This is a genomic window from Halanaerobium saccharolyticum (genome assembly GCF_003053565.1).
Classification (GTDB): Bacteria; Bacillota; Halanaerobiia; order Halanaerobiales; family Halanaerobiaceae; genus Halanaerobium; species Halanaerobium saccharolyticum_B.
Genome location: NZ_QAXS01000011.1, coordinates 1 through 22213, shown reverse-complemented (window position 1 = coordinate 22213; position 22213 = coordinate 1). Strand labels below are relative to the sequence as shown.

Annotated in this window: 18 protein-coding genes, 3 tRNA genes and 1 riboswitch; of the genes, 19 read left to right on the top strand and 2 right to left on the bottom strand. The window is 34.9% G+C overall.

Translation table 11 applies throughout. The annotated features are described in order from the left end of the window. The first annotated feature begins 16 nt into the window (after nt 1–16). Genes C8C76_RS06115 through C8C76_RS06090 form a run of 6 tightly spaced genes read left to right on the top strand, consistent with a single transcriptional unit; the run spans nt 17 to nt 9301 of the window. The gene (locus C8C76_RS06115) at nt 17–2860 is read left to right on the top strand and encodes a UPF0182 family membrane protein (RefSeq protein WP_108139655.1); all 2844 of its coding nucleotides are present in this window, start codon (nt 17–19) and stop codon (nt 2858–2860) included. 6 nt (nt 2861–2866) lie between these two features. Beyond that, complete coding sequence (gene yfmF, locus C8C76_RS06110; protein ID WP_108139653.1) at nt 2867–4138, top strand: EF-P 5-aminopentanol modification-associated protein YfmF; 1272 nt, start codon at nt 2867–2869, stop codon at nt 4136–4138. 5 nt (nt 4139–4143) lie between these two features. Continuing rightward, nucleotides 4144–5427: an EF-P 5-aminopentanol modification-associated protein YfmH gene (gene yfmH / locus C8C76_RS06105; RefSeq protein ID WP_108139651.1), complete on the top strand. Its 1284-nt coding sequence runs from the start codon at nt 4144–4146 to the stop codon at nt 5425–5427. 5 nt (nt 5428–5432) lie between these two features. After that, nucleotides 5433–6578: an MFS transporter gene (locus C8C76_RS06100; protein WP_108139650.1), complete on the top strand. Its 1146-nt coding sequence runs from the start codon at nt 5433–5435 to the stop codon at nt 6576–6578. Then, complete coding sequence (gene queG, locus C8C76_RS06095) at nt 6565–7662, top strand: tRNA epoxyqueuosine(34) reductase QueG (RefSeq protein ID WP_108139648.1); 1098 nt, start codon at nt 6565–6567, stop codon at nt 7660–7662. Before C8C76_RS06100 ends, queG begins: the two co-directional genes overlap by 14 nt. Continuing rightward, the gene (locus C8C76_RS06090; RefSeq protein ID WP_108139646.1) at nt 7652–9301 is read left to right on the top strand and encodes a nucleoside kinase; all 1650 of its coding nucleotides are present in this window, start codon (nt 7652–7654) and stop codon (nt 9299–9301) included. Before queG ends, C8C76_RS06090 begins: the two co-directional genes overlap by 11 nt. Here C8C76_RS06090 and C8C76_RS06085 read toward each other — a convergent pair. Next, a complete protein-coding gene (locus tag C8C76_RS06085) occupies nt 9260–9859 on the bottom strand; it encodes a 5' nucleotidase, NT5C type (protein ID WP_108139644.1) in 600 nt (199 codons plus the stop codon). The genes C8C76_RS06090 and C8C76_RS06085 overlap by 42 nt on opposite strands. Before the next feature lie 173 nt (nt 9860–10032). Here C8C76_RS06085 and nth point away from each other — a divergent pair, with 173 nt between their 5' ends. The 12 genes from nth (at nt 10033) to ltrA (ending at nt 20231) form a co-directional block, all read left to right on the top strand. Further along, on the top strand, nt 10033–10674 hold the full coding sequence (gene nth, locus C8C76_RS06080) for an endonuclease III (protein WP_108139642.1): 642 nt from the start codon (nt 10033–10035) through the stop codon (nt 10672–10674). A gap of 50 nt (nt 10675–10724) precedes the next feature. Beyond that, a complete protein-coding gene (locus tag C8C76_RS06075; protein WP_108139640.1) occupies nt 10725–12035 on the top strand; it encodes a PhoH family protein in 1311 nt (436 codons plus the stop codon). Between the two features lie 17 nt (nt 12036–12052). Beyond that, nucleotides 12053–14146, top strand: a complete 2094-nt coding sequence (locus C8C76_RS06070) for a SpoIID/LytB domain-containing protein (protein ID WP_108139638.1) — start codon at nt 12053–12055, stop codon at nt 14144–14146. 65 nt (nt 14147–14211) lie between these two features. After that, a riboswitch (FMN riboswitch) is annotated at nt 14212–14333 on the top strand. Between the two features lie 78 nt (nt 14334–14411). Further along, nucleotides 14412–14957: an ECF transporter S component gene (locus C8C76_RS06065; protein WP_108139636.1), complete on the top strand. Its 546-nt coding sequence runs from the start codon at nt 14412–14414 to the stop codon at nt 14955–14957. A gap of 61 nt (nt 14958–15018) precedes the next feature. Next, complete coding sequence (locus tag C8C76_RS06060; protein WP_108139634.1) at nt 15019–15777, top strand: MBL fold metallo-hydrolase; 759 nt, start codon at nt 15019–15021, stop codon at nt 15775–15777. 65 nt (nt 15778–15842) lie between these two features. Next, nucleotides 15843–16334 (top strand): tRNA (uridine(34)/cytosine(34)/5-carboxymethylaminomethyluridine(34)-2'-O)-methyltransferase TrmL, encoded by a 492-nt coding sequence (trmL, locus tag C8C76_RS06055; protein ID WP_108139758.1) that lies wholly within the window; start codon nt 15843–15845, stop codon nt 16332–16334. A gap of 50 nt (nt 16335–16384) precedes the next feature. Further along, nucleotides 16385–17656, top strand: coding sequence for a LysM peptidoglycan-binding domain-containing protein (locus C8C76_RS06050; protein ID WP_108139632.1), 1272 nt, complete (start codon nt 16385–16387; stop codon nt 17654–17656). A gap of 171 nt (nt 17657–17827) precedes the next feature. After that, nucleotides 17828–17903, top strand: a tRNA-Lys gene (locus C8C76_RS06045). A gap of 7 nt (nt 17904–17910) precedes the next feature. Next, nucleotides 17911–17987, top strand: a tRNA-Met gene (locus C8C76_RS06040). A gap of 21 nt (nt 17988–18008) precedes the next feature. Further along, a tRNA-Phe gene (locus tag C8C76_RS06035) sits at nt 18009–18084 on the top strand. Between the two features lie 285 nt (nt 18085–18369). After that, nucleotides 18370–18492: a hypothetical protein gene (locus C8C76_RS15340; RefSeq protein ID WP_258222431.1), complete on the top strand. Its 123-nt coding sequence runs from the start codon at nt 18370–18372 to the stop codon at nt 18490–18492. A gap of 290 nt (nt 18493–18782) precedes the next feature. Further along, a complete protein-coding gene (gene ltrA / locus C8C76_RS06030) occupies nt 18783–20231 on the top strand; it encodes a group II intron reverse transcriptase/maturase (RefSeq protein ID WP_108139630.1) in 1449 nt (482 codons plus the stop codon). 143 nt (nt 20232–20374) lie between these two features. Here ltrA and C8C76_RS06025 read toward each other — a convergent pair whose 3' ends face one another. Beyond that, complete coding sequence (locus tag C8C76_RS06025; RefSeq protein ID WP_089722678.1) at nt 20375–21349, bottom strand: ABC transporter substrate-binding protein; 975 nt, start codon at nt 21347–21349, stop codon at nt 20375–20377. A 221-nt stretch (nt 21350–21570) separates the two neighbouring features. Between C8C76_RS06025 and C8C76_RS06020 the strand changes: the two genes are divergently transcribed. Then, the gene (locus C8C76_RS06020) at nt 21571–22092 is read left to right on the top strand and encodes a peptidylprolyl isomerase (RefSeq protein WP_089722677.1); all 522 of its coding nucleotides are present in this window, start codon (nt 21571–21573) and stop codon (nt 22090–22092) included. Nucleotides 22093–22213: the final 121 nt, after the last annotated feature.

Genomic DNA, 22213 nt, shown 5'->3' with positions numbered 1-22213 from the left:
CTGAAAGGAGAAAATTATGAGTAAAACAATTAAATTTTTTCTCTCCATTTTTGCAATCGCTGCTATTTTGTTAATTATTTTCATTTCAACCGGGGCGAATATCTATACAGACTGGCTCTGGTTTAAGGAATTAAACTTTGAAAAAACATTTACAATTATGTTTCTTTCCAATTTCATTTTAAGGCTGCTGATCGGGGTGGTCTTTGCAGCTGTCATTTATCTCAATCTTCATTTTACCAAAAAACCGATCAACAAATTTATTAATGTTCAAACAGATTCAAAAGTTGAAAATTTATTTGGCGAAGAAAGAAATCAAATTTTTGAATGGTTAAATAAAAAAAGGTTGAATTTAATTTATCTTTTAGCCAGTATTGTTTTTGGTTTTTTATTTTCTTCAATTTCTAGTGAAAGCTGGAAAATGGTCTTAAAGTTTTTAAATAAAACTGAATTTAACACTGTTGATCCAATATTTAATAATGATATTTCCTTCTATGTTTTTTCGCTGCCTTTCTACTCCTTTTTACGAGAAATGGGAATGGTAGTTATAGTAATTTCTTTAATTTTAGTTGGAGCAATTTATATTATCTTTACTGGTATTCACTCTTTTAGTGAAATTTCAGGTAAATTAAGCAGTAGAGCAAAAAAACACATGTCAATTTTGGTATTTGTCTTTTTGCTTTTTAAAGCCTGGGATTACAGACTTCAGATGTACAATATTTTATTTTCTGCAGACGGAGTTGTTTTCGGTGCCGGCTACACTGATGTAAATGCTAATTTGTTGGGATATAGAGTTTTATTTGTAACAGTAATCTTTGTTGCTCTGGCAGTACTTTACAGTTTATTTAAAAATAATTATAAGCCGCTGGTCTGGGGAATTGGAGCCTGGGTTCTTCTTTCAATTATTTTTACAGGTGTTTATCCCGCCTTTGTCCAGCAGTACAGTGTTGAACCAAATGAAATTAATAGAGAAGAAGAATTTATAGAAAATAATATTCAGATGACTTTAAAGGCTTATGGACTTGATGATGTTGAAACTGATGATTTTGTGCTCTCAGATGATGATTTAACTTATGATGAGTTAATGGAGTATGAGACTGTAGTAGATAATATTAGGCTCTGGGATTACAGGCCCTTACAGGATACTTATAATCAGCTCCAGGCTTTAAGACAGTATTATACTTTTGAAGATATTGATATTGACCGCTATCAGCTGGGAGATGATTATACTCAGGTGATGCTGGGTGCCAGAGAACTTGATCAAAATGCACTTGCCTCACAGGCTCAAACCTGGGTTAATAAAACATTAAAGTATACTCACGGTCTTGGAGTTACAATGAGTCCGGGCGGTCAGGTAAGAGCTAATGGACAGCCTGAATTTTTGATTCAGGATATTCCACCTAAAGTTAATAACGAAAATATTAATTTGGATAATTCTTCAATTTATTATGGAGAAAAAACTGATAATTATGTAATTGTAAATACAGATGAAACAGAGTTTCACTATCCCATGGGTTCTGAAAATGTCTTTACTGAGTATGAAGGTACCGGTGGTGTAGAAATTTCTAATATTCTTAGAAAATCTATTTTTGCTCTGCGCTTTAATACAATGAAAATTTTATTATCAGACGATATTAATGACCAGAGTCAGATAATGTATACACGTAATATCCATCAGAGAGTTAGGAAAGCAGCACCATTTTTGCAGTACGATAATGACCCTTATATAATAAATGCAGAAGGAAGGCTATTCTGGATCTATGATGCCTATACAACTACCGGTCTTTATCCTTATTCTCAACCTTATAATGGCAGAGAAAATTATGTCCGCAATTCGATCAAAGTAGTTGTAGATGCCTATAATGGTACTTTAGATTATTATATTGTTGATCAAGAAGATCCAATTGCCCAAACCTATGCGAAGATTTTTGATGATTTATTCAAACCAGGAGCTGAAATGCCTGATTCTATCAGGGAACATCTTCGTTATCCACAGGATTTATTTAAGATCCAGACTCAGATTTATAAAAACTATCATATGGAAGACCCGGTAGTTTATTATAACAGGGAGGATGTCTGGGAGATTCCACAGGAAAATTACCAGGGATCAACAGTTCCAGTTGAGCCGTATTATATAATGAATCAGCTTCCTGGTGAAGATAAGGCAGAGTTTATTTTAATGTCTCCCTTTACCCCATCAAATAGAGATAATATGGTGGCCTGGATGGCAGCGCGAAATGATGGAGAACATTACGGTGAATTATTCACCTACAGATTCCCTAAAGATCAGCTTGTTTATGGTCCCAACCAGATTGAATCCAGAATTGATCAGGAATCTGAGATATCACAGCTCTTAACCCTCTGGAGTCAGCGTGGTTCAGATGTTATTCGTGGAAATCTGCTGGTGATTCCTGTTAATAATAGTGTCTTATATGTAGAGCCAATATTCCTGCAGGCTGAAGGCGGCGGTATTCCCGAATTAAGAAGAGTAATTGTTTCTTATAAAAACCAGATAATAATGCGCGAAAACTTAGAAGATGCTCTGAGGGCAATGCTTGAAGAAGGAGAAGGCCTGGCTGTACCGGAAGAAGATGTAGAAGAACTGCAGGAAGAAACAGGTTTAGATGTAGAAGAAACAGCTGGAGTCGAAGATGAGGCTTCAGATGTACAGCCTGATCAGAGCCAGCAGGATACAGATAAAACTGACTTAATGCCGACCAGCAGTGCAGAATTAATCACTGAAGCCAATGATTTATATCAGCAGGCACAGCAGGCTCTGCAGGATGGTAATTTTGCAGAATACGGAGAACTAATAGAAGAATTAGGAGAAATTTTAAACCAATTATCCAGAACAGGAGAGTAATTATTTATGAATGACTTAGAATTTAAAAGCTATCAGAATAGATTTAATTTACACCATCTGGCAACAGATAAATTCAAAACAAACCTGATCCAGGTATATTTCATGCTGCCTCTTAAGAACGAAAAAGAGGCAGCCATGAATGCCCTGATCCCTTCAGTACTGGAAAGGGGATCAAAAAATTATAAGGACAATCAACTAATTAAGACCCAGTTAGAAAATTTATATGGCTCAAATATGAGTTTTAACATCCTTAAAAGAGGGGAAAATCAAATTTTAAGATTTTCTCTGGAGATGGTCAACGAAAAGTTTTTAACTCATAAAAGCAATTTAACTATAGATGCCTTTAACTTATTAAATGATATAATCTTTAATCCGTTAACTGAAGCAGGTAAATTTAATGAAAAATATTTTAAGCAGGAAAAAGAGATTCTAAAACAGGATATTTTATCCTTAATTAATGATAAATACAGTTTTACGGTCGAAAATTGCCTTTCCCGAATGTGTAAAAATGAAAAATATGGTATCTATAAAATGGGATCAGTTTCAGTACTTGATCAAATTAGCAACCAGGAGCTTTTCGATCATTACCAGAAAATACTCAGCCAGGCTAAAAGGTCACTCTTTTTAGTAGGTAATTTTAAGAGCAGCTTTGTCAATGATCTTTTTGAGAATACTGAGCTGCAGGCGGGAGACGATATTTTTGATGAGCAGACTGAAGTCGTCTACCGTGATAAAAAAATAGATTTTTATGAGCAGGAGTTAAGAGTAAATCAGGCAAGATTATCGATTGGTTTTAGAACCGGCATTACCCGTAAAATGCCTGATTATTATTCGCTGCTTGTATTTAACAGTTTAATTGGAGGCTCAACTCACTCCAGACTGTTTCAGGAGATTAGAGAGAAAAGAAGTCTGGCTTATTATGTTAGTTCTTCTATTGAGACAACTAAGGGTCTACTTTTGATTAACAGTGGAATTAACGCTGAAAATAAAGAAAAAGTAATTGAACTTGTAAAAAAAGAAATTGCAGCAGTAGCAGCAGGTGATTTCAGTGAAGAAGAATTTATGCGTTCTAAAAAAAGTATTATCAACCATTTAAAACAGGATTTAGACAGCAATAAAGCTCTTTCTGCTCATTTTCTTTTAAGTCTGGTCAATAATAAGGAAGAATCAATTAACCAGACAATTAAGGGAGTTGAAGCAGTAAACAGGGAAGATATAATAGCTGTTGCTGAAAAATTAAAGATGGATACAATATATTTACTAAAAAGTGAGGATTGATTATTTTGGAGAGCATATACAATAAAAATATGGATGAAACATTAATTAAAGAAAAACTGGATAACGGCTTAAATATTTATATTTTTCCCAAGAAGGATTATGTAAAACAGTATGCAATGCTTTCAGTGGATTTTGGCTCAAATGATATAGATTTTATTGATGTTAAAAATGGCCGCAGAAGAAATATGCCTCTGGGGATTGCCCATTTTCTAGAACATCAGCTTTTTGAGGATAAAGAAGAGAGCATCTTTGATAAATTTGCTGATCTCGGTGCATCTGCAAATGCTTATACTAATTTTGACAGCACAAATTATCTTTTCTCCAGCAGCAGTAATTTTGAAGATTCTCTAATTAACTTAATTGAATTTGTTCAGGAACCATATTTCAGTGATGAAAATGTAAAAAAAGAGAAGGGGATTATCGTTCAGGAAATTAAAATGTATCAGGATAACCCTTACTGGAGATCCTATTTTAATTTGCTTTCTGCTTTATATTCCAACCATCCAGTCAAAAACGATATAGCCGGGACTGAAGAAAGTGTGATGTCGATTACTCCTGAGGATTTATATATCTGTTATTATAACTTTTATCTGCCTTCAAATATGGATTTAATCTTAATTGGGGACCTTGATCCAAAACGGATTATAAATTTGATTAGAGAAAATCAATCCAAAAAGCATTTTCCTCATTTTAAAAATCCAGTTAGAATTATTCAGGAGGAACCAGAAAAAGTTGCCAAGAAACTGGTTGAAGAAAAAATGAATATTTCTCGGCCGATGGTTCAGATTGCCTTTAAAGACCCGGTGAAAAGTGAAGAACCGGCTCAGATAATCAAAAAGGAATATATTGTAAATCTGCTATTAGATATAGTTTTTGGCCGCAGCAGTAAAAATTATAACCAGCTATATGACGAGGGAATTATTGACAACAGCTTTTCCTGTACCTATCATAAAAAGCCTGATTATGCCTATGTTCATCTGCATGGGGAGAGTAACAAACCGGATCAGATGCGCAGAAGAATCAAAGAAAAGTTAGTTGATATTGACCATGATGAAATTAGGGATAATTTTCAGCGGATAAAAAGAAAATATCAGGGCAGCTTTATCAGGTTGTTTAATAACTTTAACCATCTGGCTGCAGAATTTGTTAATTACCGCCGACTGGGAATTGATATTTTTGAGCTGGCAGAAATAATTGAAAATATAACTCTAGAAGAACTGCTTGCATATTCAGATAAAGTATTTAATAAGGACTTTATGGTTGAATCGATTATTTTAAATGAGGACTGATTTGTTTGGCTTTTAAGCTGTATAACTTTATATTTTATATTACAATGGCCGCCTTTGGCTATTTTAATATCTACTTCCAGGATGCGGGTCTTGATTCTTTCCAAATAGGATTGGTTAATGCCATCCCCAGATTTTTTGCTCTTTTATTGATGCCTTTCTGGGGATTTTTAACCGACTACTTTCATGAGAATAAAAAAGTTTTATTTATAACTCTGCTTGGTACCCTGACTACAGTGCTGTTATTCCCTCAGACAGGATCATTTAAATTTTTAATGCTTTTAATGTTTTTTTACACTTTATTTCAGAACCCGATTGTCCCCTTATCTGACAGTTTACTTTTAGATTATCTTGGAGATAATTCTAATCACTATGGTAAGTTTAGACTGTGGGGGTCAGCAGGTTATATGCTTTCAGTTTCTTTTTTAGGTTATTTTTTGGAAAGCACCTCATCTGCTAATTTATTTTATGTTTATGCAGTGGTTTTAATTTTATCAATATTTCTGCTTAAATTTTTACCAAAAAGCAAAAGAGAAATTGAAGTCTTAAACCCTGGTGATTTCAAGAAAATATTTAGAAAAAAAAGATTGCTTTACTTTTTATTTTTTGTATTTATTCTTCAGACTGCGATGAATGCCAACTACAGCTATTTTCCGCTCTATATTATTGATCATGGAGGTGGGGAGTTTCTGGTTGGTATTGCTCTCACAATTTCTTCGGCCAGTGAGATATTAGCTTTCTTTTTTTCCGACAGGATAATCAAAAACAATAAATTCAGTAAAATTATTGCAGTGATCAGCATCGGGTTTATGATACGCTGGCTGCTGCTCTCACTTTTTCCATCTAATCCGATAATTTTATTATCTCAGCTTCTGCACAGCATAACTTTTGGCCTCTTTTTTGCGGTTGGAGTAGATTATGTGGACCAGATTAGTGGGGAAAAATTTAGAGCTACCGGACAGAATATCTATGCCGGAGTATTTATGGGAGTTAGTGCTATATCAGGCAGTCTGATTGGCGGTAAAATATATCAGCTTGCCGGCGGTGAAAGTATGTATTTTTTCTGGTCTTTGATTTCAGCGGCAGCTGGAATTATCTATAGCATATATCTTTTAAAAAAAGAAAGGGAATTAGAACAAAATGCAGATCAATAAGTTAGTCAAAAAAACTGCAGCTGAATTAAAAATTGATCTCTGTGGTATTACAGACGGCAGTGAGCTCACTGAGGAAAGATTGATTTTAGAAAAAAGAGCAGAGACTGAGTACTGGCCCCAGCCTTTTACAAACCGGGATCTTGATCAGCTGACAAAACCAGCTCTGCAATTTGAAAATTTAAATTCGATTATTGTAACAGCAATCAGTTATAATAATGGTGGAGCCAGTCCTTTTTTATCCAATTATGTGACTGTTGAAGATTATCATGATTACCTGCAGCAGAAGCTTAAAAAACTGGCATTAGAACTGCAGCAGAAATTAAATAGAGATTTTAATTATAAAATATTTGTTGATACAGCCCCTTTTTTAGAAAGAGCGCTGGCAAAAAGAGCAGGAATTGGCTTTATCGGTAAAAATTCAATGCTGATTAATCCAGAGCTGGGTTCATATTTATTTTTGGGTGAACTTTTTACAGATCTGGAGATAGAAAAAGATGAGCCGCTTGAGCTTGACTGCGGCCAGTGTCAGATCTGCCTTCAAAATTGTGAGGGGGGAGCTCTTAAAGATGAGTACTTACTTGATGGGGAAGTCTGTATTTCTTATTTAACTCAAAAAAAAGGAATTTTATCTAAAAGTGAAGTAAATAAAATCGGCACCCATATCTGGGGCTGTGATGCCTGCCAGACCAAGTGCCCATATAATGTTAATAAAGAGCAAATAACTCAGCCGGAATTGAGTTTTTTTGATAAAAAATTAAATTATTTTTTAGAAATTGAAAGAAATAATCCTCCATCTGAACTTAAAAATACTGCAATTATGTGGAGGGGCAGCAGAATCTTACTGAGAAATGCACTTATTGCTGTTTCTAATTTAGAAGATGAGAAATATTTTGAGGCAGTTCAAAAAAAGCTCCAGGATAATTCGCCTATAATCCGTTATTATGCTGTGCTGGCACTGCTTAAAATAAATTATCAGCGGGCAAAAGAGCTTGTAAAAAAGACAGCTGCAGCTGAAAATAACAGCAAATATCAAAAGCTGATCTTTAGTTTATTGGAGCAGAAAGGAGAAGAGAATGAATATTAATTTAGATGGAGAAAAATTAAAAGTTATTGAAAAAAAGAGCATCGAAGCAATAATCGAAGAGAGTAAAATTAAAGAGCCAAAGGATGTAATGGCTGTTATTATAGATAATGAAGTTTATGATTTAAATGAAGAACTTGATCAAGATGCAGAAATCAAAACAGTTAAAATAAATTCAGAACTGGGAAATAGAATCTACAGGCGAAGTCTTTATCTGGTCCTCGCCAGAGCAATATACGAAATTTTTCCGGAAGCTGTTTTAAAGATTGAGATTTCAATCAGCAACGGTATCTACTGTGAACTTGAAAATAAAAGCAGTTTAAGCAAAAATGATTTAAATAAAGTAAAAAAGAGGATGCAGGAAATCATTGCAGCTGACTATAAGATAAAAAAACACCGGTTAAATAAAAAAGAGGTTCTGGAGATTATAAAAAATGAAAACTGTTCTTTTAGAAGTGAACTAATTAAAGAACAGGACAAGGATTATTATACTCTTTATGAGCTTGACGGTTACTATGATTATTTTTACTATAATATGGTTCCTTCTACTTCTTATTTAGGAGAATTCGATCTCCACTTGAGAATCCCAGGTTTTGTCTTATTATTCCCCAAATTTTTCAGCAGCAAAAAAGTTCCTAAATTTATTGAGCAGCCTAAACTGGCTAATATATTTTTAGAATATGAGCGTCTGGGCAAAATTCTTGGCGTTAATGATGTGGTAGAATTAAATCAGCTGATTGAAAACAAAGAATATAATGAGCTGATTAGGATAGCAGAAGCCCTGCATGAGAAAAAAATAGCAGAGATTGCAGATAGAATAAAAAGTGGGATGCCCAGAAATAAGATAATTTTAATTGCCGGACCCACTTCATCAGGTAAAACTACTTTTACTCATCGTCTTTCAACTCAGCTTAAAATTAATGGTTTAAGGCCGGTTCAGATTTCAGTAGATGACTATTTTGTTGATCGCGAAAATACTCCAGTTGACAAAAACGGGAACCCTGATTTTGAGTCATTAAATGCCATTAATTTAGAACTTTTTAATGATCATTTATTAAAGTTAATTCAGGGAGAGAAAGTTGAACTTCCAAAATTTAATTTTGAAAAAGGTGTCCGAGAAAAAAGCGGAAAATATCTAAAACTGGAAGATGACCAGCCAATTTTAATTGAAGGAATTCACGGCTTGAATGATAAATTGACCGAAGTTATCCCACAGGATTTAAAATTTAAAATTTATATTAGTGCTCTCACCCAGTTAAATATTGACTGTCATAACAGGATTCCAACAACTGATACAAGATTAATCAGAAGAATTGTAAGAGATAATCAGTACCGAAACCTGGCGGCATCTGAGACCTTGAATTTATGGAAGAGTGTCCGTAAGGGAGAAGAAAAAAACATTTTCCCCTACCAGGAAAATGCAGATGTAATGTTTAATTCAGCTTTGATTTATGAGCTTTCAGTCCTCAAAAATTATGTCGAGCCTTTATTAAAACAGATTGATAAAACAAATAAAAACTATTATCAGGCACAGCGGCTGCTCGAAATCTTAAGCAATTTTAAAGCTATACCTGATAATGAGGTTCCTGTTACTTCAATTTTAAGAGAGTTTACTGGAATGAGTGTTTTTAGAGAAGAATAGCTCTATATTTGTCTTGATTTCATCCCAGTCCTTAACCTTTGTTATTTGATCATTACCTTCAAAATCATGATTATGATATTTACTTACTAAAATCACCGGGATATTTCTGGCTGCTATTTCAACTGCATTTTCTTTTTTATCATCAATAAATAAAGATATATTTTTCTCTGCAGCCAGTGGAGCTTTCTGGTCTTCATGGTGCAGTTCATGATAGGGTATATTGTTTTCCTGCAGCCAGTTTTCAGTTATTGGACGATGTTCTTCACTTCTGGCGGTAATTAAAATTAAGCGGTGTCCCTGGTCATAAAGTTCTTTAAGTATTTTTCTTGCTTTGTCAACTGCCTTTACATTACTGTAGATTTCTTCAATATTTTCCTGAATAAATTCATTCAATTCCTGATCACTGAGTGCAAAAGCTTTTCTCAGGTCATAGGTATATTCTTTTAGAGTTATTTCACGATCAAAAAACTCATTCATTTTCTGCTGCCAGATACTGTTGTGATCTGGCCCTTCATCTGTCAAAACACCATCAATATCTATGCCAAAATTATATTTCATTTTTATAACACCTCATATAATAATTATATTTTATCTTTTAATTATACTATCATTTTTTAGCTTTTATGTCTAGATAATAGGAACAATCAGGAATATTTAATAAGATAACTTTATTTTTCTGTTAATATCAAGTAAAATAAGATTAAGAGAGTAAGATTTTAGGAGGAAATTAATTGACTGATAAAATTAGCAAAGAAGAAAAAGTAGAAAAATTAGTAGATTTATTTTCAGAACACTATCCTGAACCAGGTACAGCTTTAAATTTTAGTACCCCTTTTGAACTTTTAATTGCTACTATTTTATCTGCTCAGACGACAGATATACAGGTAAATAAGGTAACAGAAGATCTTTTTCAGGAATACAATACACCGGAAGCTATGCTGAAGCTCAGCCAGCAGGAATTAGAAGAAAAAATAAACAGTATTGGTCTTTTTAGAAATAAAGCAAAATATATTTTAAAAACCTGCAGGATCCTGCTGGATGAATTTGGAGGAGAAGTTCCTGAGACCCGCAAAGAACTTTTAAAATTAAGTGGGGTGGGTAGAAAAACTGCTAATGTTGTGCTGGCAAATGCCTTTTTTAAAGCAGCATTTCCAGTGGATACTCATGTTTTTAGAGTTTCAGAACGTCTGGGTTTGAGCAGCGGTCAGAATGTTTCGCAGACAGAAAAGGAATTAACAGATTTAATTCCCAAAAAATACTGGATAGATTTTCATCACTGGTTAATTGACCACGGTCGGGCGCTCTGTAAAGCACAAAATCCTGACTGTGAAAATTGTTTTGCTTCTAATCTCTGTACTTATTACAGCAAGTAAATAAAAAAAGATTCATCTTTGATTTAAAAAAATAAAGAGGAGATGATTTGATGAAAAAAATATTTGTTCTGGACACCAATGTGTTGTTAAATGACCCGCGCGCCATCTATAGTTTTGAAGATAATGATGTTATTATCCCACTGGCTGTTTTAGAAGAAATTGATAATTTGAAGACAAAAAGTTCAGATTTAGGTTATAATGCCCGCGAAAGTTCAAGAATTTTAGAAGAAATTAGAGCTAAGGGTAATCTGCACGACGGGGTAGAGTTGGATTCAGGTGGAACTATTAAAATTGTTATCAATGGTGGACTCGAACTTCCCGAAGGATTGAGCTCCAGTAAGATGGATAATCGAATCATCTCAACTGCAATTCACCTTCAGAAAGAAAACTCAGATAAAAAGGTAGTAATGATCTCTGATGATATTAATCTGCGCTTAATCTGTGATGCCTATGGTCTGGAGGCAGAAGAGCATAATTCAAGCAGATTGAAGGAAGAAGAAATATATTCAGGCTTTAAGGAAATTAGCTGCAGCTCTTCGCTAATCGATAAATTTTTTAAGGAAGAAAAAATTTCTCCAGCAGAACTGGATCAGCTCGATGACTCACTTTATCCAAATGAATTTGTACAGCTGACAGCTGATGATCGAAATAAGAATACCGCTCTGGCCAGGTTCGATGGCGAAAATCTGGTTACTCTCCGCTATAATAAGAGTCAGCCGGCAAAAATTAGAGCCAGAAATAGGGAGCAGCAGCTTGCTCTTGAACTGCTGCTGGATGATGAAATTAAACTGGTGACTATGTCAGGAAAAGCCGGTACAGGTAAAACCCTACTGGCAATAGCAGCAGGTCTGGCAAAGGCGGTAGATGAGCAGACTTATTCCAAGCTGCTTGTGGGCCGACCAATCCAGCCAATGGGTAAAGAAATGGGCTTTTTACCGGGTGATGTTGAAGAGAAAATGGGCCCCTGGATGCAGCCGATTTTTGATAATCTGGACTTTATTGTTCACCGCAATAAAAATGCAGATTACGCCTATCAGAAGTTGCTTGATAAAGATTTAATTCAGGTTGAACCTTTAACCTATATTAGAGGACGATCTGTTCCAGATCAGTTTATAATAATTGATGAGGCACAAAATCTATCGTTACACGAAGTTAAAACAATAGTGACCAGAGCTGGAGAAGGGTCTAAATTAATCTTTACCGGTGATCCGTATCAGATTGATAATCCATATTTGAACTTTCATAAAAATGGATTAAATTATCTTGCTCATAAATTTCATGATCAAAAAATTGCCGGTCACATTATGTTAAAGGAAGGAGAAAGATCTGAACTTGCTGAGATTGCAAGTGATCTTCTTTAAACTAGGAGTTGTATTTAATGAAAAAAGTTTTTAGGTTAATAATAATCTCTGCTCTTTTACTGGGGATTTTAATTCCAGTTGCTGACCATTTTTATCAGCAGGAAGAAAAGTTAGCTGTAACCATGGCTCAGGAGAGCAGAGACAGAACTATCAATGAATTATTTAAGTTAGCAAAAGAAGCTTATTATGAGGGGAATTATTCGGCGGCAGAAAACTATTATCAGGAGATAATTGAACTTTCTCCGTTTAATTTAGAAAGCAGGCGTAATCTGGCTGTAGTCTATAATGATCAGAATAAACTACAGGCAGAAAATAAAACGCGGATGCAGTTAACTATTTTAAGTAATCAAAACCAGGATTATTTGGATCTGGCAGTTAATTTTTATGAGCTCAACAACCAGCTTGCCTCAAATTATATTTTGGAAAATAAGTTTGATGAGCAGCTTGAGCAGGAATCTATGCTTTATCAGAAATATTATTATTTGATTAAGAATAATTTAGATTTAGATAATCTTGATAAAGCAGAAGAATATTTGATGAAAATCACCAATTTAAAAGTTAATCAGTCGGAAGTTTATCTGCTCAGTGCAGAACTGAACAGAAAAAAGAATAATTTTAAGCAGGCATTTAATAATTATCAGTCAGCTTATGAGGCAAATCGAGGTCAGACATATCTCTTTAAAAATATGGCTGAGATGCTTGAACTTGCCGGTGAAGAAATTGAAGCCTATAATTACTGGCAGCGGACCCTTTCTTATGGTTGGTATAGAGACTTAGCCTATCAGAAGATTAATCAATATCAGGATAAATATCCACAGCTAAAACCTGATGATGAAGATCAAGAAGAACCAGAAGAAATTAACCCGTTCACTTTAGAGGCTTCCTGGCGTGAAGTTAAAGAACTAAAAAATCAAAAAGAAAATCAGATGCTGAGAATTGGACTCCAGGAAAATAATGAGCATCTTCTTTTCCAGTATTCAGGTTCTTTTTCAGTAGTTTATGATGGTAAAATTATCTATCGAGGTGAGCCGCGTAAAAATTATCTGCTCGAAATAGAAGCTGGATCAATATTTATTCGAACTGAAGAGGAAAGGGTAAGGCTTGGCAGCTCTGATCTTGAATATCAGATTTACAGCAGTCAGCAAAATTATTCCTTTTATGTCTATAATATTAATTATGGACAGGGGTATTTCTGGCAGGGGAGCGGCAACAGACAGTACAGAGGTAATATGATTATCAAAGGTGAGGGAGAAGAGTTTACCCTAATTAATCAGATTGAACTGACACCCTACTTGATTTCTGTAGTTCCTTCAGAGATTTATGCCAGCTGGCCGGAGGAAGCCTTAAAGGCTCAGGCTGTAGCAGCCAGAAGCTATACGCTCAGCAATTTAGGACGCCACAGCAGTGATGGTTATGATCTCTGTTCAAGTGTTCACTGTGCAGCCTATAATGGGATAATGAGTGAAAATGAGCGCACTACAGAAGCAGTTTTATCAACTCAGGGAGAAAGTGCAGTTTACGAAGGCAGAGTTATTGAAGCTGTTTTCAGCAGCAACAGTGGTGGTTTTACAGAGCGCAGTGATCAAATCTGGTCTGCCGATTTACATTATCTGCGGGGGGCAAATCAGATGAAAAATGATGATTATGATTTTCCACTGGCCCCGGTTGAGCTGCAGCAATGGCTTTTATCTTCTCCAGAATCTTATTCTAAAGATTTTGGCAGCAGTAACTATCGCTGGCAGTTAAGAGTTCCTGCAGAGGTTATAGAATACAGGAGTGAGCTAAATAAAATTAGAAAAATTGAGGTCAATGAGCGAGCTCAGGGTGGTACAATTACTTCGCTGACTATTTACAGTGATCAGGAAAGTAAAGATTACAGTGTCTCTCAGATCAGAAGAGTACTCGGGGGTTTAAAAAGCAGCCGCTTTTATTTTGACAGCCACTATGATCAGAATGGTTATTTAAAAGAACTTTATGTTTACGGCTCCGGCTGGGGTCATAATCTTGGTCTTGACCAGTCAGCATCAGCAGGAATGGGAGCTGCAGGCTGGAATTACCAGGAGATTATTAAGCATTTTTATCCCGGAGTAGAAATTGAAAAAATTAATTAAGCAGCTGTTTAATCAAAAATTTGCTTTTTGGGAAAAAATTGCTTATAATAAAACTGACAAAAAAATATTATCTTCAGGGTCTGGTGAGCTTAAAAGCAATTCCAAACCGGTGGTATAGTCCACGAGCTTCAGCTGAACTGGTGAAATTCCAGTACCGACGGTACAGTCCGGAATAAAGAAGATTTGATAATTGATTAGCCCTGTAAAAATGGGCTAATTTTTTGTTTTAATTGGAGATAATAAATAAACAATGAGGAGAGAAAAGATGGATACAAAAAGAATTACTACAATTGCAGTTTTATCAGCTTTTTCACTGGTATTAATGCTGCTGATTCGTTTTCCGATGTTTTTACCATTTTTAATTTATGAACCAGGAGATATTCCAATCTTAATCATTTCATTTATGTTTGGGCCAGCTGCCGCACTTGGGGCTACCTTTATATTATCAATTTTAATGGCAGTATTTACAGGCCTGGGAGGTCCTTTCGGGGCTTTTATGCATTTTCTAGCAACAGGTGTCTTTGCGGGTACAGCAGGTTATTTTTATCAAAAACACCATAACAAAGTCGGAGCAATTAAAGGACTTGCAATTGGTTCAATTGCAATGACAGTTGTGATGGCAGGAGCCAATTTGATTTTTAATCCAATCTTTTATGGGATTCCCAGAGAACAGGTTCTACAGATGATGTTGCCCGGAATTTTACCATTTAATTTAACCAAAGCAGTAATTAACTCGATTATTACAGTTTTAATTTATAAAAAACTGGCAAATTTCCTGAGAAATAAGGGATTATTAAAGCAAATAAATTAGTTAAATGTTTGACAAATGCCCCTCTTTTAAGTTAAAATTTTTAATGAGAGGGGTTGTTTTTTTGCAAATAACATTTTTAGGAACTGGAACCTCCCACGGGGTACCTGTAATTGCCTGTGATTGTGAGGTGTGTCAGTCAAATAATCCAAAGAATAAAAGGATGCGCACATCGATTCATATAAAAAGTGAAGAATATAATTTGTTAATTGATACTCCGCCTGAGATGAGGCTGGAGTTAATTGCTAATAAAATAAAAAATGTTGATTCAGTTTTGATGACCCATGCTCATGCAGATCATATTATGGGGTTTGATGATATCAGGGCTTTAAACTGGTTTCAGGGTAAAGAAATGCCTGTATATGGTGATCATAAAACTTTAAATCATATAAAAAAAGTTTTTCCTTATATATTTTCCGAAGAAAATCCTGGTGGAGGAGTTCCCCAGGTTATTTTAAAGAAGATTGAAGAAGAGATGCATTTTAAAGATTTAACAGTTCAACCGGTACCAATCTATCATGGGGACAACAAGATACTTGCTTACCGGATTAATAATTTTGCCTATCTAACTGACTGCAGTAAAATCTCTGAGAGTTCTTTAAAACTCCTGGAAGGTATAGAATATGCAGCAGTTGATGCACTTCGTTTTGAAGAACACCCAACTCACATGTCGGTTGACCAGGCAGTGGAGCTGATTGAAAGCTTAAATTTAAAACACGGTTATTTAACTCATATCTCTCACAGACTTGACCATCAGAAATTAAATGATTATCTGCCTGAGTATGTAAGTCCAGCTTATGATGGTCTAAAAATAGAAGTTTAATAGAAATTTAACTTTTGTAGAAGATAAGTAAAAATCAATTCAGAAAAATAGATATAACAAAGGTGATAAACTTGAATATTGTACTTGTTGAACCAGAAATTCCTCAAAATACCGGAAATATTGCCCGCACCTGTGCAGTAACCGATTCTAAGCTGCATCTGGTTAGACCACTCGGATTTTCAACATCAGATAAATATCTAAAAAGAGCCGGACTTGATTACTGGGATAAATTAGATATCAGTTATTATGATAATTTAGAGCATTTTTTTAAAGAAAATAAAGGTGGGCGCTTTTTTTATGCAACCACTAAAGCAGCAAAATCATATGCTGAATTTGAATATCAGGATGATGATTATTTTCTATTTGGCAAAGAAACAGCAGGTCTACCGGAAGAATTATTAGAAAATAATCTTGATAGATGTATTAGGATTCCTATGAAAGATGATTTAAGATCTCTGAATCTTTCTAACTCAGTTTCCATTATTATCTATGAGGCCCTGAGACAGAATAATTTTATAAATTTAAACAAAAAAGGGAAATATAAAAAGGAAATCTGAGTTTTATCTAGAAATATGTATAGTAGAGTAAAAAAGAAAGGAGGGGAGAAATGGAAAAAAATACCTATTTAACAACGCTAATATTTTTATTAGTTTTTCTTTTGTCAATAACTATCACTGCCTCCGCTTTTCAGGTTAAATTAAATGATCGAGGTAGAGATGTAATTGAAGTCCAGAAATATTTAGAGACACTTGGCTATAATGTTTCGACTGATGGCATTTTTGGTCGAACTACCGAAGTAGCGGTCGAATCTTTTCAGGAAAGTAATAATCTGCAGGTTGATGGTATTGTTGGAGGTAGAACCCTTGAATTATTGAAAAAAATGATTTCTGAGAAAGTATCTTATGAGCTTTATGTAGTGGATAATGGAGATACTCTGTCAGGAATTGCTGGGTCAAGAGATGTGACTGTAGAAGAAATTATGGAGTTTAATAACATGAGTTCTTCTAAATTAAAACCCGGACAGGATTTGAAAATTCCAAGAGATAAGATTATAACTGCCGAAGCAAAGACTGAAGCTAAGAATACTGAAGAAAAATCGGAAGCTAAAAGAGCACAGATTTATTATACAGTCCGCAGGGGCGATACACTTTCCACAATTGCAGCCCGCAGAAATCTACCGGTAGAAGAAATTATGGATGCCAACAATTTAAATTCAGATTTTATTAAAGAAGGCCAGGAACTGGTGCTTCCAATTGTAGATTTTGAAAAATCAGACAGCAGTAAAAGTGAGGCAAAAGCTAAAAGAAATGAATCTTCTTCTGAGCAGATAGTACATAAAGTACAGCGAGGAGATGCTTTAAGTACCATTGCCAGAATGTATGGTACTGATATAGATACAATTCGTCAGAATAATAATTTAAATGGAGATAGGATATTTGCTGGTGATGAGCTGATAATAACTGATTATGAAAGAGGTCCTTTTTCATTAAGCAGAAATTCTCTGATCTGGCCGGTTAGTGGTAGAATAACTTCCAATTTTGGCTGGAGAACTCACCCCATTAAAAAGACAAGATTATTTCATAATGGTTTGGATATTGCTGTACCATCAGGTACTCGTGTAAAAGCAGCAGCAGGAGGAAAAGTTGTACATAGCGGCTGGATGAACGGATTTGGATATACAGTTATTATTGATCATGGTCGGGGTATAGAAACTCTTTATGCACATAACTCAAAGGTAAGTGTTGCTAAAGGTTCAATGGTTAATAAGGGACAAGTGGTAGCTTTATCAGGAAATACAGGTTTAAGCACAGGGCCCCACCTTCATTTTGGAGTTTTACAAAATGAAAAGCCGCTGAATCCTAAAAATTATTTACCTTAGTTTAATAATGTGACACTGCAGTTTGAGATGATTTAAATTTTAAGGTGGGCAGCTCTATTTGTTGTCTGCCTTTTATTTTTTCTAAATTTTACTTTATATTAAACTTTTTTGTACTTTTTTCTTGACAACCACCTGGTTTATTGATATTATAAAAAGCGTCGCAAGAGAAATGGGCCATTAGCTCAGTTGGCAGAGCACCTGACTTTTAATCAGGTTGTCGGAGGTTCGAATCCTCCATGGCTCACCATTCATAGCGCGGGGTAGAGCAGTCTGGTAGCTCGTCAGGCTCATAACCTGGAGGTCATCGGTTCGAATCCGGTCCCCGCAACCATTTTTAATTAATTACATATTAGGTGGAATAGCTCAGTCGGTAGAGCAGTGGATTGAAAATCCACGTGTCGACAGTTCAATTCTGTCTTCCACCACCATTTTTTTAGAATATTAAAGCCAGGCATTATGCCTGGCTTCTTTTTGTGCGACGGGCAGTCGCACTTTTTGTAACATAAATGAATTAATTGTTAAGGACAGCGATTACGTTACCTTGAAGGTAAAAACGGATTGAGAGTCTGGAAGAATAATTTTCTCGAAGGTGGAAGTCCTTCCCCGAGGATGCCGGTATAGCTCGGGAAACTTAGTCTAGGGCAGCATTGTGAAGTGCTGTCTGAAGGAGACGCGGCAAGCTGAGAAGTCCGTAGGTGGATGAGCAGGCCCTAATGCAGAAATGCGTAAAGTACGAGCGGCAGGTTAAATTGATGACTATCCGAAAAGAATGGGAAATCTACTTAAGAAATAAGTATTTGATATTCAGAGAATCCGGACGAATATTAAAAGTTTAACAGGTGAAGGTACAGGGCATGTTTAGAAGGAAAGTGCAACAACCCCGTGAGGTCTCTATCCTACCAGAAATGGGTGAAGACATATAAGGTTAAGCCGAAGTTGTTGACACGGATAGAGAAGTCAGACGCCTCCATAGTACGGAAGTAAGAAAATGACTAAACATTTTCTGAACGGAAGGGAGTGCGACCTGAGTGGATTCACACTTAAATAATGCATAATGTAAACAGTGACGATACTAAATATAGTATAAACGAGCTGGATGTGTGCAAAACAGGGAGTGGAATAAGATTTGAAAGAGTTAAAGAATAAAGAAAGAAAATTAAAGTGGCATAGTATTTATGGACAGATACTGAACGAAAAGCGGTTAAAGGAAGCCTGGCAGAAAGTAAAAGCTAATAAAGGTGCAGGTGGAATTGATGGTGAAACTCTAGAATCATTTGGAAAGCAGTCAGAAAAGAAATTAGAGAAGATGCTGGATAAATTAAAAGAGAAAGAGTACAAACCATCTCCGGTAAGACGACAGTATATACCGAAGAAAAATGGTAAGGTAAGACCACTTGGAATACCAACTATTGAAGACAGAATAATCCAACAGGCTGTAGTAAATGTAATCCAGCCTAAATTTGAAGCAGAAGTCTTCCATAAATGGTCCTGTGGTTATCGACCTGGCAGAGGTGTGCAGAGAGCACTACAAATAATCCTCTGGCATATCGAGACAGGATATAATTATGTATATGATTGTGATATCAAAGGATTCTTTGATAACATACCACATAAAAAGCTAATGAAAATATTAAATAAATATGTAGCAGATGGTACAGTGCTGGATATGATTTGGAAATGGTTGAAAGCTGGTTACATGGAAGAAGGAAAGTATTATGACGTAAGTTCCGGCACTCCGCAGGGTGGAGTCATTTCGCCAATTCTTGCTAATACCTATTTAAATGAACTGGACTGGGTTTTAGAGGAAAATAAAATAAGATTTGTTAGATATGCGGATGATTTTCTAGTGTTTGCAAAAAGTGAAGAGGATATTAAAAAGGCCATCCAGATAGTTAAAGGAAAACTCGAAGAATTAGGTCTTGAAATATCGAAGGAAAAGACGAAAGTTGTTGATTTTAATGATGATGATTTTGATTTTCTAGGATATACTTTTGAGCACTGGAGAAATCGAAAAAGAGATGGAAAACCATATTTCATAGCAAAACCTCAAGAATCAACCTGGAAGAAATTTAAAGAAAGTATTAAAGCTAAAACTGGAAAGAATCTAACTTTAAATATCAAATCATGGCTTGAAAGAGTAAATCCAGTGATCAGAGGAAAGATAAATTATTACTTGAATCTATATAAGGCTATCAATGCCAATGAAAGTTATGGACAGAAAAGTAACTGCTATATAAATGTTTTTAGCAATAAATTATTAGCAATTGATGGATATATTAGAAGAAGACTGAGAGTAGCAATGATACATGACCATCCCAGTCAGAAAAAAGGCTGGAAAATGACTAGCAAATGGAATAATGAATACTTTGCAAAAGTTGGATTAATCCCAGCCTTCTGGTTATATTATAATTATCAATTTGGTTATACCATAGATGATTATATCAGATACATGAAGGAAAAGTACAGGAAAAATCAAAAACGCAAAGTAGAAAGAGCAAGGGAAAAAGGTCAGAATTATTATACCACTGAAAAAGTCCGTAAAATAAAATGCACACAAAGATTAGCAAAAATATAAATTCAAATCAAAACACGTTGGTAAGCCGTATGCCTTAGTAAGGCACGTGCGGTTTGATGAGGGGGCAACCATTAAAGTGGTCGCCCTACTCTATTTGCATATATAATTTTTAACTAAATAATGAACTCTTTTTTAATTTCGCTTTACTTAAAAATAGTATCAGCAGATTCTAATAGTTCTGCTGGAATTTCTAAACCAATTTCTTCAGTCGATTTTTGATTAATATAAAGCTTTAATTCTTTCGAAGATTCAACAGGCATTTTCGCAGGGTCACTACCATTAAGAATCCTGGCTGCCATAGATCCAGTCTGTCTGCCTAACTGATAATAATCAATTCCTAAAGTGGCAACTGCACCCTGCTCAACTGAGTTATTTTCAGAAGCAAATACTGGAATCTTTCTATTATGTGCTATTTGAAGTACAGTTGGCATTGCAGAAACGATAATATTATCAGTTGGCACATAAATTGCATCTACATTATCTACCAATGAAGAAACTGCCAGACTAACTTCACTGCTGTTGCTAACTGTTGCTTCTTCCAGATTAACTCCCATTTCCTTGGCTTTTTCTTTAGCTAATTTAACCTGAACAGTTGAATTCACCTCACCTGGATTATATAAAATACCTATATCTTTTACCTCAGGTAAAAAATTTCTTATTAATTCTAACTGTTTTGCCACCGGATTCATATCTGTTGTTCCGGTAATATTAGCTCCTGGCTTTTCCATGCTTTTAACAATACCAGCTTCTACAGGATCAGTAACAGCTGTAATTAATACCGGCGTATTTTTTAAAACATTTGCTGCTGTTTGAGCGGATGGTGTTGCAATTGCTAAAACTAAATCAACCTTATTTTGATTAAATCTTTGGGCAATCGTCTGAGCAGTGGCAAAATCAGCCTGAGCATTCTGCAAATCTATTTCAATATTTTCACCATCAACAAAACCTTCTTCTGCCAGCTGATCAATAAAACCCTCTCTGGCCAAATCTAAAGATGGATGCTCAACAAACTGTGAAATTCCTATCTCATATTCCTGGGCTGCTAAATTCATTGAAAATGAAGATATTAATAGAACAATTAAAACTAATAAATAGCTTTTCTTTAAAATATTTTTCATACTTTTTTCTACTCCCTTCTTTTTGAAAAATCAAATTATTTAAATCAATTATATAATTAATAGCTTCAGCTTGTCAATTTTTAACTTTTTGAAATTAAGAAGATCAGATTTTAAAATAAGTCGTGTTGATTAATAAGATTTTAAAATATCAGCTTTAAATATCAGCTTAAATTATATATAATAATGAAAGAAAGATTAAAAATTAAATTGAGGTGTTATAAATGTCAAAAAATCCAGAAATAACAATAACAATGGAAAGTGGGAATCAAATCAAATTAGAACTCTACCCAGAAAAAGCTGAAAATACAGTTAAAAATTTTATTCAGCTGGCTGAAGATGGGTATTATGATGGTCTTATTTTTCATCGAGTAATAAAAGGTTTTATGATTCAAGGTGGCTGTCCTGATGGCACAGGAATGGGTAATCCCGGTTATTCAATTAAAGGTGAATTTTCTGCTAATGGTTATGATAATGATTTAAAACACAGCCGTGGAGTTATTTCGATGGCCCGCAGTCAGAGCCCTAATTCTGCAGGTTCACAGTTCTTTATTATGCACAAAGATTCTCCTCACTTAGATGGCCAATATGCAGCTTTTGGTGAGGTAGTTGAAGGTATGGAAACTGTTGATCAAATAGCTGAAGTAGAAACAGGCGCTAGAGATATGCCGAAAGAAGACCAAGTAATGAAATCTGTCGAGGTAGAAACTTTTGGTGTAGAATATAAGTCTCCAGAAAAGCTTTAAAATGTATTAAAATTAAAAATTATATAGGTTGTATAATTAATGTTGTGAAGAAAAAAATGTAAATCTAAAAATATCTAAATAAAAAAAGGCATCTGCCTGGCTCCGTTGAATTAATTATTTG

What these genes read in the sequence shown, in the direction of transcription:
- queG (WP_108139648.1), top strand. Translation starts at nt 6,565, where the DNA reads ATGCAGATCAATAAGTTAGTCAAAAAAACTGCAGCTGAATTAAAAATT.
- C8C76_RS06020 (WP_089722677.1), top strand. Translation starts at nt 21,571, where the DNA reads ATGTCAAAAAATCCAGAAATAACAATAACAATGGAAAGTGGGAATCAA.
- C8C76_RS06050 (WP_108139632.1), top strand. Translation starts at nt 16,385, where the DNA reads ATGGAAAAAAATACCTATTTAACAACGCTAATATTTTTATTAGTTTTT.
- C8C76_RS06070 (WP_108139638.1), top strand. Translation starts at nt 12,053, where the DNA reads ATGAAAAAAGTTTTTAGGTTAATAATAATCTCTGCTCTTTTACTGGGG.
- C8C76_RS06085 (WP_108139644.1), bottom strand. Translation starts at nt 9,859, where the DNA reads ATGAAATATAATTTTGGCATAGATATTGATGGTGTTTTGACAGATGAA.
- C8C76_RS06025 (WP_089722678.1), bottom strand. Translation starts at nt 21,349, where the DNA reads ATGAAAAATATTTTAAAGAAAAGCTATTTATTAGTTTTAATTGTTCTA.
- C8C76_RS15340 (WP_258222431.1), top strand. Translation starts at nt 18,370, where the DNA reads ATGCAGAAATGCGTAAAGTACGAGCGGCAGGTTAAATTGATGACTATC.
- C8C76_RS06075 (WP_108139640.1), top strand. Translation starts at nt 10,725, where the DNA reads ATGAAAAAAATATTTGTTCTGGACACCAATGTGTTGTTAAATGACCCG.
- C8C76_RS06090 (WP_108139646.1), top strand. Translation starts at nt 7,652, where the DNA reads ATGAATATTAATTTAGATGGAGAAAAATTAAAAGTTATTGAAAAAAAG.
- C8C76_RS06065 (WP_108139636.1), top strand. Translation starts at nt 14,412, where the DNA reads ATGGATACAAAAAGAATTACTACAATTGCAGTTTTATCAGCTTTTTCA.
- C8C76_RS06115 (WP_108139655.1), top strand. Translation starts at nt 17, where the DNA reads ATGAGTAAAACAATTAAATTTTTTCTCTCCATTTTTGCAATCGCTGCT.
- yfmF (WP_108139653.1), top strand. Translation starts at nt 2,867, where the DNA reads ATGAATGACTTAGAATTTAAAAGCTATCAGAATAGATTTAATTTACAC.